Here is a 12,419-nt window from a genome sequence, read left to right as displayed (position 1 = left end):
TCCATTGGAACTGATTGTTAGGCATTGGATCTATTTATAAACGGCAATATGACCTTTTCCCGCTCGCTTAGCACTATACATTGCAGTATCAGCATTTTTTAGAGCAGACTCAACACTTATTCTTTCAGGTGTCAAAAAACGCACCCCAATACTAGCATCAATTTGAAGTGAAATATTGTTTTCGGCGATCACCAGTGCTTCGTTATGTGCCAGTTGTTCATCAGTACCGATTTCGCTTAAAGCAACAACGAATTCATCCCCGCCAACACGACTGACAATGTCTTCATTTCTCACAAAAGAATTTAAGCGTTTAGCAACTTCAATAAGTACAGCGTCTCCTGCATCATGCCCATGAGTGTCGTTTATTGCTTTAAATCCATCCAAATCTATAAATAGAACTGCTCCATACGATCCCCTTCTAGCATGTTTGGATATCAACTTTTCTAGATATTCTTTTAACAAATGGCGATTTGCCAATTGTGTTAACGGGTCATGAGATGCTATATGGTTAATTTGATGCATAGCATTGTCGCGTGCAACGACGTATGGTTTTATGATCCAAATATAAATCATTGGCGTGGATACTATTACTAGTATAGCTACATCCAGAATGGCTTTGGCGTATCTTCCTATATCAAACGTCATGTTCGCGAAACCAAGCATGATGGCAAACTCTACCAAGGCAATAATAGCAGTTATCCGTATAAGGATGTCTTTTTTGGTCGGTATTTCCAGAGTTCTTTTTTGTTGTTTGCTTGGTAAGAAGAGGACTCGGTTTTCCATTTATTGCCCCTATGTACACACCCTTAATTTTCTAGTTATTGGATATTAAGTTTCAAATAAGGGCTGTATAAATTAATTTTGCATAATATCAGGATAAAGTCAATCGAAAATCCATATTTCGTCCATTTATACCGCAATTGATGGATCAGGTGCGTGAAGTTTTGCGCTATTATCATTATGACTTTAAAACAGACATTTTTTTGCTAACCCCTATGCCTCATGGGAAAGAGGGGTAAATGAAAATACCAATGGTTTAGTGAGGCAGTACATACCCAAACACCGCATGTTTAACACCGTATCAAACCAAGAGATTGACTTCATTATGCACAGGATAAATCATCGACCTCGAAAAACACTGAGTACAAAACACCCCATGAAGTGTTTTTCAATACAAAAACTAAATTAACTCGAGTTGCACTTGGGACTTGAATTCGCCGTGTTTATTATGAGGCTGTTTTTCCATAAATTTTTAGCATATCGGGTTTCTCGGTGCAGTAATAATGAACCCAAATATATAAATGGTTAAATAAGGCAGCGAGTAGAGCGGCTTTGGAGAAGAGCAGCAAACCTGGTAAATAAAGAATCATTAAACCAAAGACATACATGCCATTATCCGTGTATTTAAAGATGCCTTGTTTGACATAAGGTTCATCATAATCGGGGTCGAAATGGTCGATGCCGTAGGCTCTTTCTATGGTAAAATATTTTTTGACTGAATAAAACAAATAAATAACTAAAGGTGTGATGATGGCAGCAAGGGCATAAGCTGATGTTGCTGATATATTCCATGAATTTTGGGTACTTACGGCTACAAATATGATGCTGATTAAACGGCTGCCGAATAGAATAGAAAAACCAATGGTGTAATACTTAAATGCTTTTGCAATACCCCAACGTTGGCTGAATGTGCGTTGATACAATTCAAAGCGCCACACCAGCATCACATAGGTTTGGTGAATGATGGGAACGGCAATTGCCAGCCAGAACCAAGTGTTTGCACTGATATTAAGGTATGAACCTGAAAGTATTTGTGGTTTTTTCGATATATATGTGACCAGTAGGAAAAGTAAGCCGCTGAGTGATAAAAGGTGCCATGTTTGGTATTGAAAAATGTTTTTATTCATTGTTTTTGCCTCGTAATACCGTGACTGACCAATCGTATTGAATAATGGCGCGGTTAATATGCAGCGGGTGAAACTTTTATGGCATAGGCAGTCATAATACCCCATACCCAATTAAAAAAGAATACCAGCAGTGGTGTGAACATGCCCAAATCCATGCCCGCCATACCTTTGCCTGCAATTTCAGGGAAAATATAAAAGAGTTGTACAGCCGTAGGGAACAAGCTTAGTAAAAAACCTTTGAACAACCATTTTTCTTCAAGAAAAGGGAGTATAAACAAGATGCCCCAAATGCCGCCCCAGACAATGCGGGGGTATAACCATGCAGGGGTTAAGTGTGGGGCAATTGTTACATCTAACATGGCAGAAATACCATATTTACCAAACAACCATACTACCAAGCTATTCATTAGCGCACCAAAACAACCTGCGGCAAAGACCACCAATAGTTTATTCATGAACAAACCTCGCAAAATGTAAGGATAGCATATTTTTTGTTTAAGGTCTTATGTTTCTTGTAACCAAGCTACGGCATCATCAAGTCTTTCAAAATACTGAACCTCTCCTGAAACAAACCACGAACCAATTTTTACAATGGCTTCTTGCCATGTTTTATGCCCGTAGATAGCAATTTTTTTGAAGTCATTGTTGTGTTTTAAACCAAGCTTAAAATCATCCCAAGCTGCTCTGAGCTCCCAACCTTGCATTTCGGACGCATCAATAAGCATTTTAACATGAGGCTCTGTTACTTTTGCAATGGCTGCATCAATCATGGGTGTAATAATTTCATAGTCTTCATGGGTAAGTGTGCCTACGGCTTTGAGCGTGATAAAGATATGTTCATTAAAGCGTTCAATACCAACCGATAAACCGTGTCGTAGTGATGTGCTCATCTTAAGCTCCTAATGATTAAAGAGATACCATCACATTATCATAAACCACAAAAAGTTCAAGGTTAAGTGTGTGTGTGATGAGTTGGCATGATTTTCGCTTATACCTTGATTGTACATATATATGTAGATGTTGTTTGGAGGTGAAAGCGTGGATATTGCAACGATAATCGGCATGGTGGTTGCCTTTGGTTTGGTATTGTTTGCCATTGGTGATGCGGTTGCAGGCTTTATTGATATCAATTCAATTGCTATTGTGATTGGGGGTACTTTTGGTGTATTGCTGGTGGCATACCCCATGGCAAACTGTATTGGTGTAGTCAAAATTATTCTTAAAACCATTTTAAATAAACCTGCTGATGGCCCATCGGTAGTCACTGAGTTTGTAGAGTTGGCACAGATTGTACGTAAAGACGGTATTTTAGCTTTGGAAAGTAAGGTGGGAGATATTGACCACCCCTTTATGTCCAAAGGTTTGCAAATGGCAATTGATGGGCAAGAACCCACGGAAATCGAAGAAATTTTGTATATGGAAATGGATAAATTGGGTGAGCGGCATTTACGCGGTGCGGATATGATGACCGCACTGGGCACCTTTGCACCATCCATGGGTATGATTGGTACATTGGTGGGTTTGGTGCTTATGCTTGCAAATATGGAAGACCCAGCATCAATTGGTCCTTCAATGGCGGTGGCATTGTTGACCACATTTTATGGTGCATTGATGGCAAATATTATCTTTTTGCCTATGGCATCCAAATTGAAAACACGCAGCAAAGAAGAGTTACTTGTGCATGAAATTATTTTGGCGGGCATTCAGTCCTTGGTGGCAGGTGAGAATCCACGCGTGATGGAACAAAAGTTACACGGCTTCTTGCCGCCTAAAGATCGCGCATCAGCATTTGATTGATATGGCATAACACATTATGGCTAAACGACAAAAGAAACCTGACCCCGTCTTACCTGATAAAGACCCTGGTGCTGCATTATTTTTAGAGTTAATGATGCAAATGCTGGCATTTTTTATCTTACTGACATCAATAGCGGTGATTGTGGATGAACGTAGGCTTGCAGCGATTGGTTCATTGGCGGGCACTTTTAGCCCGCTGCCTAAAGGTGCAAACTTAACAGAAGGTAATGGCCCATCTATGCCCGCACGAGATATTGTTGATGGTAACCGTGCCCCACGCCGAACCGCCAAAGAATTGACAGAGGTGGCAAGGGAATTGGGTTTGGGTGATGCCATTCATGTATTGCCTCTTGATCAAGATAAAGTGCGTATACGTTTTCCTGAGACGATAGTCTTTGCTCCGGGCCAAGTAGAGATTAGCTCTGATATGTTTCCTTTGATGGATAAACTTGCCAAAGTATTTAAGCGCCCTGAAGTGATTGAAATTCGTATTGAAGGGCATACCGATGATACCCCTGTTCGAGGTGTATTATACCCATCGAATTGGGAACTTTCGGCGGCGCGTGCTATGAGTTTATTTCATGCATTTTCAGAGCGTGGTGTACCCAATGGACGAATGATTGCGGCGGGCATGGGGGATAAACACCCGATTGTTGGCAACCCTGCCATGAGCAGAAGGGTTGAGATAGAACTTAAATTTAGACCCGTAACCGTGAACCCAGAAAGCCACATATCCACGGGAAAATTGGTTTCTCCGCAGCGGCATGTGGTGGCACCCCAAGGTAAGAGTTTTTAATCATGGCACGTAAAAAGAAACTTGAACCTGAGGTTTTGGCAGACCCCGAAGCATGGATGACCACCTTTGCAGATTTAATCAGTTTAATGCTGACCTTCTTTATTTTATTGGTGTCCATGTCCACTTTGGATAAAACAGGGCTACAAGATATTTCAACGTATTTTGAATCTGCTGTTTCCGTTTTAAATGCAGGCGCGGGCACGGAGATTAACTTGATTCGTCCTTTGGAATTACAACGTATTGTAAGCCCACGTGAGTTGATGTTGGCGATGCGTCAAAATAGTAACGTTGTTTTGAAGAATAGTACTTTGGAACACCATGTACGTGCCTTGATTGTAAAGAATCGTTTATACCTACGTATGGATGATGCAGCACTTTTTGAAGAAGGTTCTGCTCGTCTAAAAGCTGAGAACATTAAAGCACTTAGAAGGCTTGCTAAGATGCTAGCTATCTCCCCAGGTAGTATCAGTGTGAATGGGCATACCGATGATAGAATGGCGACGGGTAGCCGTTATCCAGACTTGTGGAGCTTAAGTTTGGCTAGAGCGGCATCAGTCTTGCATATCTTAGAAGCAGAAGGTGTGAATCCATCACGTTTATCGCTGGCAGGTTATGGACCATCACGACCTATTTCGACAGATGCCACGATTTTAGGCCGAAAACATAATCGGCGTGTTGATATCGTGGTATATAAGTAACAAGTAAGGAGTTTGAACCATGGCAGATAAAAAAGATGGTGCAGCAGAAGAAAAGAAATCATCGGGTGGACTACTACCCATTATTAATTTGGTTTTATTGATATTGGTGTTGGCTGTCGGTGGCTTTATTGCATGGAAAATGATGGCAATGGAACAAATACCTGCAGCAACCGAGCAGGCGGCACCAGCGCAAACAGAAGAAACTATGATTCCAGAGCCTGAAGATGAAAATCCTGATGCGCCACCTATTTTTGTGGATATTGCGGATATCACGATTAACTTGGCAGATACAGATGTGAGCCGTTTTTTAAGAGCAAAAATCAAGTTGGAAGTACGCAGTCCTGAAGCACAAGCCAAAGTTGAACAGAATATGATTAAAATCAATGATATGGTGATCACACTGCTTTCGAGTAAAACATTTGCCGAAATTCGTACGCCACAAGGTAAATATGATCTTAAAGAAGATTTGATTTACCGCATGAACCGTTTGGTGGGTGGAAAACCGATTAAAAATTTATACTTCACAGATTTTGTATCGCAATGAGTGAAAAGAAAGCTGATGCAATGGCTGATAAAGAACCAATTTTAGCGCCTGAGGAAATTGATGCGCTGATGCAGGCAGTTGCACCAAGTGAGCAAGCGCATGCTTTATTGGCTACCCTGCCACCTGTGCCTCAACCTGAGGTGGTGGAAGACTTTGATTTTGCATCGGTGGAATCGGACAATGGTCCAGAACGCTACCCGCTATTCTTTAATCTGCAGCAGCGTATGTCTGAATCACTCAATGAACAATGGGATGAAACGTTTCAACGTGATGTAGAGCTAAATAGTGAAGGTATTGATGAGCGCCTGTATCAAGAGATCATTGAAGATAATAAAGAAAAACAACAAGTCTTTTTTGTGTATGAAGTGGATGGTTTTGGGCGAATGATGGTGACCATAGAGCTGCCTTTGGTGATTTCGTATATTGATGCCATGTTGGGTGGTATGGGAGAGTCCTTTGGTGATGATGCCAACGATCTGACTCCTGTAGAGCAGAGTTTAGCCAATCGTATTGGTACAGGTTTAGAAAAACTATTGTTACATATGTGGAAACCTGTTGTTGAAATGAAACACCATCTATCCAAGTTGGACACTGAGCCACAGTTTTTGGCTGTAGCGCCGGTGACCGACCCATGTTTTTCGGTGAAGTTTGGTGTTAAAATATCGGATGATTTGCAAGGTTCTGTACACTTACATTATCCCCGCACTTTTTTGGAGCCTGTTTTAGAAAGTTTACGCACATCAGTGTCTGAAGACTTGGGTAAAGACCCTGAATGGGAGCAGCAATTGCAAAAAAGTATAGAGCAGGTGCCTTTAAATGTCCGTTTAGAGCTTGGGCAGTGTAAATTAAGTATCAAACAATTTTTGGGCTTGCGTAAGGGAGATTTTTTACCATTACGAAAGAGTGCTAACGAGCCAGCCATGCTTTGGGTGGGTTCCACACCGATGTTTGAAGCGATGCCGGGTAGTCAAGATGGACAATTAGCAGCAGAGCTGACCAATCAGTTGGCACAAGATACATAAGCTTAAGTGGTAGAAGGAGAATACGATGCCAGAAGTTGAAGAAATACAAAACCCTGATGTCGCAACAGGAAGTGAGCAAAAGGTAAACCTTGAAGCCATTATGCATGTTCCTTTGGATGTGAGCGTAGAGCTTGGGCGGATTCAATTACCATTGCATGTGGTGGCAAGGCTGCATCGAGGTATGGTGCTGGACTTAAAAAAAGAAGCCAATGCGGAAGTGGATATTTTAGCCAATGGGCGTGTGTTTGCGCGAGGTGAAGTGGTGTCTGCGGATGGTAAAATTGGGGTGCGTGTGGTGGAAGTGGTGCCACAAGGCGACCGTATCCAGAGTTTATCGTAAATGATGACAGAGGAGACCAGTTTTGCTGCCATGATGGCACAATCCATAGGTGCATTGGCATTGGTATTAGCTATTTTTGCAGGCTTGGTATGGCTAATGCGCCGTTTTCAAGACAAGGTTGTACCTGTGAAAGAAGGCAAGATGCAAGTGGTGCAACGTTTGCATATCGACAGTAAAAATAGCGTGGTTGAAATTAAACATGGTAAACAAAGTTACCTTTTGAGTGTAGGTGTAGGCGGTGTTCACAAAATTGCAGACATTTCACCCGAGAAAGAGGTGGGAAATGATACGTAGTTCATTGTTATTACGTATTTTATTCTTATTTGTGTTTTTATTGCCAAGCCTTGCTTCGGCTGCAGATGTACCCACATTATCCATTAGCTTAGGTGAGACTGAAGATCCTGATTCATGGTTTACAGGTCTCAAAATTATCGCAGGGCTTACCGTTCTCGCGCTTGCCCCATCGATTTTGGTGATGATGACATCATTTACCCGCATCTTAATCGTATTCGCTTTCTTGCGTCAGGCATTGGGTACGCAACAAAGTCCACCCACGCAAATTTTGGTCGGTTTATCTTTGTTTATGACCATGTTTATCATGATGCCCGTGTGGAATCAGATTGATAGCACAGCACTAACCCCTTATTTAAATAAAGAGATTAAGCAGTCCGAAGCTATGGAAAAAGCGATTGATCCATTACGTGCATTCATGCTGCGACAAACCAGAGAAGATGATTTAATCTTATTCATCAATGCAGGAAACATTGAAAAGCCTGCAACAGCAGAAGAAACACCGATGTATGTATTGATTCCTGCCTTTGTCATCAGCGAGTTAAGAACAGCCTTTGAAATCGGCTTTTTAATTTATATTCCGTTTGTGGTATTGGATTTGGTGGTGGCATCGGTATTGATGAGTATGGGTATGATGATGTTACCGCCTGTGATGATTTCACTGCCACTTAAAATTATTTTATTTGTGCTGGTAGATGGTTGGCACTTGATAACCGCATCATTGTTGGCGAGTTTTAGATAAAGAACCTATATTTGATTTAAGGTTTCTTGTATCAAATGGTACAGCCTAAGCTCTGCTTCTTTGATATTTTTTCCAAACGTAATGATGCCATCTTTATGCCCTTTCATGACAAAAGCATTGTATTTAAATGGGTTGCGAGATTGATAGAGGGCTGCGATTTCCCGTACCATTTCTGCGGTGCCATATTCTGCCGTAGTAGCGAGTATTTTTTGTTTAATCATCATTTGCCAAAGGGCTGCGGAATGCACATGAATAACTGCCTGAATATCAGGGTGTATTTCGTAAATCATAGCATGACTTAATGCTTCGCTGCTGGGTTTAAATTCACCTTCTGAGAATACGGTGAAGGTGCCGAAATCATAGTTTACTATATGAATGTATGCGTTGGGTTTTAGGTGAGGTTGTTTTCCTGTTTGTGTGGCTGTGATGGTAAAACTGCGCTCGCCGTTGTTGCGGAAAGATATATTGCCATAACCAATACCGTCGGGTGTTTCGCCAATCAAACCCAAAGCAAAAAGGCGACACCTTAACGCTTCTAAATCATGAAATGCGGTAAATTCAGGGCTTGGTATCTGCGTGTGTGATACATGATATTTGATAACGCCATCAATCATTATTTCCTTCCTGTGTCATACCCGCGCCACCCCAGGGTGGTCTCTCTGGCTTTGCCATTCACCTTCAGGCGGGTATCCATTTATTTTGATATGGATGCCCAATCAAGTTGAGCATGACGGTTGTAATTGTCTAATCGCTTCTTGATTGGGCGCAATCACACCTGCTTCCGTAATCAAACCTGTAATTAGGCGGGCGGGGGTGACATCAAAGCCATAATTGGCAGTTTTACTGTGTTCAGGGGTGATGCGAATAGTTTGTACGTTACCCTTATTATCCAAGCCTCGCATCATATGCACTTCATCTTCACTGCGTTGTTCGATTTCAATATCCTGCACACCATTTTTACAATCAAAATCAAAAGTGTTGATAGGCAGTGCGATATAAAAGGGTACATCATTATCTTTGGCAGCCAGTGCTTTAAGATATGTACCAATTTTGTTCGCTGCATCACCATTTAATGCCACACGGTCTGCGCCCGTAATCACCATGTCGACCAAACCTTGTTGCACCAAATGCCCGCCTGTATTGTCAGGAATAATGGTATGTTGAATACCCGCATCTAAAAGCTCCCACGATGTTAAGCTTGCACCTTGATTACGAGGCCGAGTTTCATCCACCCAAACATGGATATTGATGCCGCGTTTTTGTGCTTCATAGATGGGTGCAAGGGCAGAGCCACTATCAACAATCGCTAACCAACCTGCATTGCAGTGGGTTAGGATATTAAACTGGTTTATCTTTTTATCTACCATGATGTCTTCAATGATGTCACAGCCAATTTGCCCAATCTTTTGTGTTCTCAATACATCTTTATCGGCGATAGCAATGGCTTCGGCTTTGCAGGCGGCAATCACATCATCAGCGTGTTCAACCACATGTAACATTCTATCCACTGCCCACATTAAATTCACTGCAGTGGGTCTAGACTCCCGAATTTTTATCGCAGCTTGCTTGATTTGTGTTTTATCACCTTCAAATTCACGGGCTGCCAGAAACACACCAAATGCTGCCACATTACCAATCACACCTGCACCACGCACCGTCATATCTTTGATGGCTTCACAAATATCATGTGCAGTTTTTAGCACGCAAATGTTCTTTGCAAACGGTAAATAACGTTGGTCGATGACTTCTAAATCATCCGCTTTATTTAACCATAATGCACGATATTGTCCGTTCATTGTTACCCCTGTAGCACAACAATAGGCATTTAAAGGGAACTTGGCTATGCTGCGCTACTATCAATAAAAATTTAAAGAGGTATATGATGGAAAATATTCAAGTTTTGATTTTGATGGGTAGTAAAAATGATATGCCTGTAATGAAAAAAACCGAAGCTGTGTTTGATGAGTTTGGTGTGGCATATAAAACATTGGTGCGTTCAGCACACCGTACACCTGAAGCTACTGTGGAAGCCATTAAAGAAGCTGAAGAAGCGGGCTGCCAAGTGTTTATTTGTGCGGCAGGTATGGCAGCACATTTGGCGGGTGTGGTTTGCTCGAAAACAGTGAAACCAGTGATTGGTGTGCCGATTGCATCGGGTGCTTTAAATGGTGAAGATGCGTTGCTTTCAACTGTGATGATGCCGCCGGGTATGCCTGTGGCGACTGTGGGTATCAATGGTTCAAAAAACGCGGGTTTGTTGGCTGTGCAAATGTTGGCACAAAACGATGAAGATTTGGCGCACAAGCTTCGCTTTGATCGCGCAAAACAAGCTGAAGCTATTTTAGCAGACGATTAATCACGCATGATGACATACCAGACCCGCCTTGCGGCGAAAGCTTTAAGGCAAGGTGGGTTGATTGCGCATCAAACATCAACCTTGGCAGGCATTGCGGCAGACGTGAGTCATACAAAGGCTGTGCGCAAGGCACAAAGGTTCAAGCAACGTAAGGCACCATTTTTGTTGCTTGCCGACTCGATAAGTACCGCGCTTCAACAAGCTGTGTATATTTCTCCCCGTTTAAGAAAACTTGCCAAAAGCGCATGGCCGGGGGCTGTGACTTTGGTTTTTCGCGCCAAGAAAGGTTTAAATCCAGTATGTTATCAAAGCGGGTATATTGCGATACGTGTGGATGGTGATAAACAAACATGCCAACTTGCCAAGTTATGTGGTGGTTTGATGCTGTCGAGCAGTTTTAACCGCAAAGGCGGTGCTGTTTTGCCTCTGAATTTACAGTCTCGCATGCGTTATCATCAATATATTCATACCGTATTAGCCAACGTGCAGCAACCCATAGGTAAGGCATCAACAATGTATAAAATCACAACCCGAACAGTGGTGAAACTGCGATAACTTTAAGTTTTGCTCTTCTTGCGTATGTTTGCACCATGAACAATATTCAAACCGTAGTGTTAGACCGCGATGGTGTTATCAATTTTGATTCTCCTGACTACATTTTAAGCCCAGAACAATGGTTGCCGATTCCGGGTAGCCTTGAAGCCATTGCCAAGCTCAAAGCAGCGGGCAAGCAGGTGACTGTTTGTAGCAATCAATCGGCACTTGGACGTGGTATGATAAAGCAAACAACGTTTGATGATATTCAGGCGAAAATGATTGCTGAAACTGAAAAAGTAGGTGGTCGTTTTGACTATATTGCTTATTGTCCGCATGGCCCTGATGATGGCTGTGTGTGCCGTAAACCTTTGCCGGGCATGCTGTTGGATACGTTTCAAGTTTTGGATATTCAAGATAAAAAGACAGTTGTTATGGTCGGTGATTCTTACCGTGATGTACAAGCAGCGCATGCGGCAGGTATTGATGCGATATTGGTGAGTAGTGGTTATGGGGATGCGGATAAAATTTTTGAAAAATCCAAGGTATTGATGCCAAGTATTCAAATGTTTGCCAACTTGGGTGAAGCTGTGGGTACGCTCATTGAGGAGAAAACCCTATGAAATATATTCAAGCTATCCTGTTCTATTTCCTTTATATCATCGCCACAGTTAGCATTGCGACAGCATGTATTTTAGCGCGTGTTTTTGGGCGTGATGTGGCTTGGAAGGTTGGTTATTTGTGGAGTATGGTAGGAAACTTTCTGCTCAAATTGATTTATGGCATTAAAGTGGTGATTGAGGGGAAAGAAAATATTCCTGATGAGCCATGTGTGATTGTTGCCAATCACCAATCCACATGGGAAACCGCAACATTGCCTGTAGTGTTGCCGCCATTTGCATGGATTTTGAAAAAAGAACTGATGTATATTCCATTTTTTGGCTGGGCATTGTATGCGCTTGATGCCATTCCGATTGTGCGTTCAAACACCCGCGATGCTTTGAGGCAAGTGAATGAAAAAGGCACTGCCCAACTCAAATCTGGGCGTTGTGTGGTGATTTTTCCTGAAGGTACACGCAGACCTGTAGGGCAGCCAGGTACATATAAACCGGGGGCAGTGGTGTTGGCGAAAAAAGCAGGTGTTGCTATTTTGCCCATTGCCCATAATGCGGGTGCGTGTTGGCCTAAAGATTCATGGTTTAAGCACAAGGGAACCATTACTTTGCGTGTGTTGCCGCCGATTTCTGCAGAAGATGTGCAAGAGAAAAAACGCAATGATATTTTGGCGGAATGTGAGACAAGAATTGTGTCTGCATGTAAGGAAATTGGTGGTTAAACTGTAAGTTTATGGTGTGGTGTTCGACATAAATACAAAACAGAACACGGAGAACA

General features: G+C 42.2%; 18 protein-coding genes and 1 pseudogene. 13 read left to right on the top strand and 6 right to left on the bottom strand.

Going from position 1 to position 12,419, the window contains the following annotated elements:
• Window positions 1–30 precede the first annotated feature (30 nt).
• The gene (locus DM09_RS01470; protein WP_081881039.1) at window positions 31–783 is read right to left on the bottom strand and encodes a GGDEF domain-containing protein; all 753 of its coding nucleotides are present in this window, start codon (window positions 781–783) and stop codon (window positions 31–33) included.
• 196 nt (window positions 784–979) lie between these two features.
• Between DM09_RS01470 and DM09_RS11510 the strand changes: the two are divergent.
• Window positions 980–1,189, top strand: a pseudogene (locus DM09_RS11510) (transposase); the annotation flags it as partial.
• Between the two features lie 37 nt (window positions 1,190–1,226).
• Here the strand turns inward: DM09_RS11510 and DM09_RS01465 are convergent.
• Genes DM09_RS01465 through DM09_RS01455 form a run of 3 tightly spaced genes read right to left on the bottom strand, consistent with a single transcriptional unit; the run spans window position 1,227 to window position 2,797 of the window.
• Window positions 1,227–1,907, bottom strand: coding sequence for a methyltransferase (locus DM09_RS01465; protein ID WP_051937904.1), 681 nt, complete (start codon window positions 1,905–1,907; stop codon window positions 1,227–1,229).
• 53 nt (window positions 1,908–1,960) lie between these two features.
• Window positions 1,961–2,362, bottom strand: coding sequence for a hypothetical protein (locus DM09_RS01460; RefSeq protein WP_038247014.1), 402 nt, complete (start codon window positions 2,360–2,362; stop codon window positions 1,961–1,963).
• A 48-nt stretch (window positions 2,363–2,410) separates the two neighbouring features.
• On the bottom strand, window positions 2,411–2,797 hold the full coding sequence (locus DM09_RS01455) for a SpoIIAA family protein (RefSeq protein ID WP_038247012.1): 387 nt from the start codon (window positions 2,795–2,797) through the stop codon (window positions 2,411–2,413).
• Window positions 2,798–2,945: 148 nt separating this feature from the next.
• On the opposite strand from DM09_RS01455, the gene DM09_RS01450 reads away from it, so the two are divergent.
• The 8 genes from DM09_RS01450 to fliP are packed head-to-tail and all read left to right on the top strand — an operon-like array spanning window position 2,946 to window position 8,137.
• On the top strand, window positions 2,946–3,704 hold the full coding sequence (locus DM09_RS01450) for a motility protein A (RefSeq protein WP_038247010.1): 759 nt from the start codon (window positions 2,946–2,948) through the stop codon (window positions 3,702–3,704).
• 16 nt (window positions 3,705–3,720) lie between these two features.
• A complete protein-coding gene (locus DM09_RS01445) occupies window positions 3,721–4,500 on the top strand; it encodes an OmpA family protein (protein WP_038247009.1) in 780 nt (259 codons plus the stop codon).
• A gap of 2 nt (window positions 4,501–4,502) precedes the next feature.
• A complete protein-coding gene (locus DM09_RS01440; RefSeq protein ID WP_038247007.1) occupies window positions 4,503–5,198 on the top strand; it encodes an OmpA/MotB family protein in 696 nt (231 codons plus the stop codon).
• A gap of 19 nt (window positions 5,199–5,217) precedes the next feature.
• Window positions 5,218–5,742 carry a flagellar basal body-associated FliL family protein gene (locus DM09_RS01435; protein ID WP_038247006.1) on the top strand — a complete coding sequence of 175 codons (525 nt, stop codon included), beginning with the start codon at window positions 5,218–5,220 and terminating at the stop codon, window positions 5,740–5,742.
• A 20-nt stretch (window positions 5,743–5,762) separates the two neighbouring features.
• Complete coding sequence (locus tag DM09_RS01430) at window positions 5,763–6,764, top strand: flagellar motor switch protein FliM (RefSeq protein WP_038247412.1); 1,002 nt, start codon at window positions 5,763–5,765, stop codon at window positions 6,762–6,764.
• Between the two features lie 25 nt (window positions 6,765–6,789).
• Window positions 6,790–7,104 carry a FliM/FliN family flagellar motor switch protein gene (locus DM09_RS01425; protein ID WP_038247004.1) on the top strand — a complete coding sequence of 105 codons (315 nt, stop codon included), beginning with the start codon at window positions 6,790–6,792 and terminating at the stop codon, window positions 7,102–7,104.
• Complete coding sequence (locus DM09_RS01420; RefSeq protein ID WP_051937900.1) at window positions 7,105–7,398, top strand: FliO/MopB family protein; 294 nt, start codon at window positions 7,105–7,107, stop codon at window positions 7,396–7,398.
• A complete protein-coding gene (fliP, locus tag DM09_RS01415; RefSeq protein ID WP_038247003.1) occupies window positions 7,388–8,137 on the top strand; it encodes a flagellar type III secretion system pore protein FliP in 750 nt (249 codons plus the stop codon). The genes DM09_RS01420 and fliP overlap by 11 nt, the downstream gene beginning before the upstream one ends.
• A 5-nt stretch (window positions 8,138–8,142) precedes the next feature.
• Here the strand turns inward: fliP and DM09_RS01410 are convergent, their stop codons facing one another.
• Both DM09_RS01410 and mtnA read right to left on the bottom strand, forming a co-directional pair.
• A complete protein-coding gene (locus DM09_RS01410) occupies window positions 8,143–8,751 on the bottom strand; it encodes a class II aldolase/adducin family protein (protein WP_051937898.1) in 609 nt (202 codons plus the stop codon).
• 102 nt (window positions 8,752–8,853) lie between these two features.
• Window positions 8,854–9,933 carry an S-methyl-5-thioribose-1-phosphate isomerase gene (mtnA, locus tag DM09_RS01405; RefSeq protein WP_038247001.1) on the bottom strand — a complete coding sequence of 360 codons (1,080 nt, stop codon included), beginning with the start codon at window positions 9,931–9,933 and terminating at the stop codon, window positions 8,854–8,856.
• A gap of 86 nt (window positions 9,934–10,019) precedes the next feature.
• Between mtnA and purE the strand changes: the two genes are divergently transcribed.
• From purE to DM09_RS01385, 4 genes are read left to right on the top strand one after another with little or no spacing between them, the layout of a single operon-like run.
• The gene (gene purE, locus DM09_RS01400; protein WP_038247000.1) at window positions 10,020–10,493 is read left to right on the top strand and encodes a 5-(carboxyamino)imidazole ribonucleotide mutase; all 474 of its coding nucleotides are present in this window, start codon (window positions 10,020–10,022) and stop codon (window positions 10,491–10,493) included.
• Between the two features lie 6 nt (window positions 10,494–10,499).
• A complete protein-coding gene (locus DM09_RS01395) occupies window positions 10,500–11,048 on the top strand; it encodes an L-threonylcarbamoyladenylate synthase (protein ID WP_232507715.1) in 549 nt (182 codons plus the stop codon).
• 35 nt (window positions 11,049–11,083) lie between these two features.
• Window positions 11,084–11,650 (top strand): D-glycero-alpha-D-manno-heptose-1,7-bisphosphate 7-phosphatase, encoded by a 567-nt coding sequence (locus tag DM09_RS01390; protein WP_038246998.1) that lies wholly within the window; start codon window positions 11,084–11,086, stop codon window positions 11,648–11,650.
• Complete coding sequence (locus DM09_RS01385; protein WP_038246996.1) at window positions 11,647–12,363, top strand: lysophospholipid acyltransferase family protein; 717 nt, start codon at window positions 11,647–11,649, stop codon at window positions 12,361–12,363. The genes DM09_RS01390 and DM09_RS01385 overlap by 4 nt, the downstream gene beginning before the upstream one ends.
• The last annotated feature ends 56 nt before the right edge of the window (window positions 12,364–12,419 follow it).

Origin of the sequence: Ghiorsea bivora, assembly GCF_000744415.1 — a bacterium.
GTDB lineage: Bacteria > Pseudomonadota > Zetaproteobacteria > Mariprofundales > Mariprofundaceae > Ghiorsea > Ghiorsea bivora.
This window is presented reverse-complemented; position numbering and strand designations above follow the sequence as displayed.